Below are 2,237 nucleotides of genomic sequence, written 5' to 3'. Positions count from 1 at the left end.
CCGGATCTTCCCGCCGCGATCGTCAACGCTCGGGCGTAGCGCTCCTCACGTTCGTCCGCCCGTGAGCTTCTCGAGGAACCGGGGGAGGTGGGGGTCGAATCGTGTGCCGGGCCGGTGTTCGATCTCGCCGATGGGCCACCAGCGGGTGTCGACGAACTCGCCGGGATCGGGTCGGATGGGAGTGTCGGCCGGGGCGATGAACGCGAACCAGAGCGAGACGTCGTCGTGCGGCGTATCGGTGCCGACCGTTGTCGTCACGGTGACCAGCAGCGGGCGATCACCAACCCGGGGGTGCGGGTCGGGCGAGATGCCCAGCTCTTCGCCGAGCTCTCGCCGGGAGGTGTGGGCGGGGTGTTCGCCGGGCTCGACGTGCCCGCCGGTGGGGAGCCAGAGGCCGGCGAGGCGGTGGTCGACGAGAAGGACCCGGTCGGTGCCGGGATCGATGACGACGGCATAGGAGACGAGGTGCATCGGCGGTGTGGCCGGCTTGGCCGTTCGCCACAGTGCCGCGCCGGAATCGATCCATCCCAGGACGACGGCGAGGTGTTCCTTCTCGATCGTGTCGTGGGGAGCGACGTCGGCGATGAGGCCGCGGGTGATGGCGCGGATGTCATCGGCGGGCCCCACACGTTCCATTGTCGCCAGTCTGGTCGACGGCGTTCAGGTCATGCTTGTGCCGGTTGGAGTTCCATGAGTTGTGGCGTGAGGAGTGCGGGAAGGGCAGGACGGCCAGTGAGGTAGCCCTGGATGTGGGTGATGCCGGAGGCGTGGAGCGAGATCAGCTGCTGCTCGGTCTCGACCCCCTCACAGACCACCGGGGCGTCGAGGATGCCGGCGATGGAGACGATGGCTTGCATGATCGCGCAGGAGTCGGTCTCGTCGCCGCCTGCCTGTTCGCGCATGGCGGAGAGCGTGAGGAGCAAAGAGCGGTCGATCTTGATGATGTCGAACGGGACCGAGATGAGTTGACCGAGGTTGGAGTAGCCGGATCCGAAGTCGTCGATCGAGATCCTCAATCCGGCATCCCGGAGGCGCTGGATTCGCTGTTGCGCGACGCCGGTGTGGTCGAGGGCGGCCGATTCGGTGATCTCGGCGACGAGGCGGTTGGTGGGCACGTTCCAGCGGCGGGCAGTCTCGAGAACACCGGCAACGAAGGCCGGCTCGGCGAGTTGGCGGGCGGAGACGTTGAACGAGACCGTGATGTCGGGGTCGACACCGGCCTCGATCCAGGCGGCGAGCTGGCGGCAGGCCTCGTCGAGGACCCACTTGCCGATACCGCAGATCTCTCCGGTGACCTCGGCGATGGGGATGAACTCGTCCGGTCCGATGGCGCCGAGGTGAGGAGAGGTCCAGCGGAGCAGGGCTTCCAGACTGACGATCGTCTGGTCCTCGGCGGTGACGATGGGCTGATAGACGAGGCTGAACTCGCGGTCGTAGTCCGCCTCCCGAAGGGCTCGGGTGATCTGGTTGTGGCGCGTGGTCGTGGATTCGAGTTCGGCTTCGTAGATCACGACCGTGTCGCCGCCCTGTCGCTTGGCCTCGTAGAGCGCGATGTCGGCTCGCCCGATCAGCGCCTCGGCGTGATCGCGGTCGTCGGTGAGCGCGACGCCGATGCTGGTACGGACGTGTTCGAGGCGGGCCCCGATCTGGAACGGTTCGTCGAGCGTGTCGAGGAGATGCTGGGCAGCGAGCCGGGCCGCGGCTTCGCCGGCGATGGACGGCAGGATGATGGCGAACTCGTCGCCGCCCATGCGCAGGATGGTCTGACCGGGCTGGATCGCGTTGGTGAGGCGGGCCGCGACCTGGGTGAGCAGTGCATCGCCGACCGGGTGGCCGAGACTGTCGTTGATGGTCTTGAACCCGTCGATGTCGAGCGTCATCAGCGCCATCGGTTGTCCCGTGTGCTCCATGGCGCTTCGGGCATCGCCGAGGCGGGGCTGCAGCACGCGGCGGTTGGGAAGCCCCGTGAGTGCATCGGTGCTGGCCTGGTGTTCCAGTTCGAGCCGCAGACGTGTCTCGATGGTGATGTCGCGGACCGTGATCACCCGGCCCCTCACGAGTTCGTCGGTGATCAGGTCCGAGACCCGGAGATCGAACCATCCGGAGTCGCCGTCGCGCTTGGTGAGTTCGAACGGCGCAGCCTGGCCCGTGCCGGTCTGGTGGAGATGGTTCCGCAACGCGGACCGCTGATCGGCGGGGGCCAGGCCGATCAGGTCCTCGACCTGTTCCGCGGCGGG

Annotated in this window: 2 protein-coding genes; both read right to left on the bottom strand. The window is 67.6% G+C overall.

Annotated elements, in window-relative coordinates; genetic code table 11:
* Positions 1 to 45: 45 nt before the first annotated feature.
* Positions 46 to 627: an NUDIX domain-containing protein gene (locus tag R2707_21280; protein MEZ5247633.1), complete on the bottom strand. Its 582-nt coding sequence runs from the start codon at positions 625 to 627 to the stop codon at positions 46 to 48.
* Between the two features lie 38 nt (positions 628 to 665).
* On the bottom strand, positions 666 to 2,237 hold a 1,572-nt coding region (locus R2707_21275), incomplete at its 5' end, for an EAL domain-containing protein (protein ID MEZ5247632.1).

This window comes from Acidimicrobiales bacterium, assembly GCA_041394245.1.
Taxonomy (GTDB): Bacteria; Actinomycetota; Acidimicrobiia; order Acidimicrobiales; family Aldehydirespiratoraceae; genus JAJRXC01.
The sequence above is the reverse complement of the archived record's forward strand: the minus strand, read 5'-3'. Positions and strand labels throughout refer to the sequence as shown.